General features: G+C 41.4%; 1 protein-coding gene. It reads right to left on the bottom strand.

The window, feature by feature from the left end; translation table 11 throughout:
- Positions 1–89 precede the first annotated feature (89 nt).
- On the bottom strand, positions 90–297 hold a 208-nt coding region (locus AAHB12_RS31545; protein WP_342048970.1), incomplete at its 5' end, for a transposase domain-containing protein.

Below are 297 nucleotides of genomic sequence, written 5' to 3'. Positions count from 1 at the left end.
GTAAGCCCGAAATAAAAAATAAGCGTACCTTCACGGTACGCACCACAAGTAGCCGTATATCGATGATTTTTATCGGATATACGGCTACTTTATTTTCCACATGCTGCTTGGATATGTTTTGACCAAGGCATATATCGATTTAAAATTTCTGGGTTTCGATGGATATCTAGGTTTGGTAGATCCGTCAATACCTTCACAAGGTACTGATAGAAATCCACTCCATTCGCTTTTGCCGTTTCTGCGATACTTAAACAGATGGCATTGGCTTTCGCACCAGCTTCACTGACGGAAAACAGC

This window comes from Bacillus sp. OTU530 (assembly GCF_038440375.1).
Note: the sequence above shows the minus strand (reverse complement) of the source record. Positions and strands in the feature narration are given on the sequence as shown.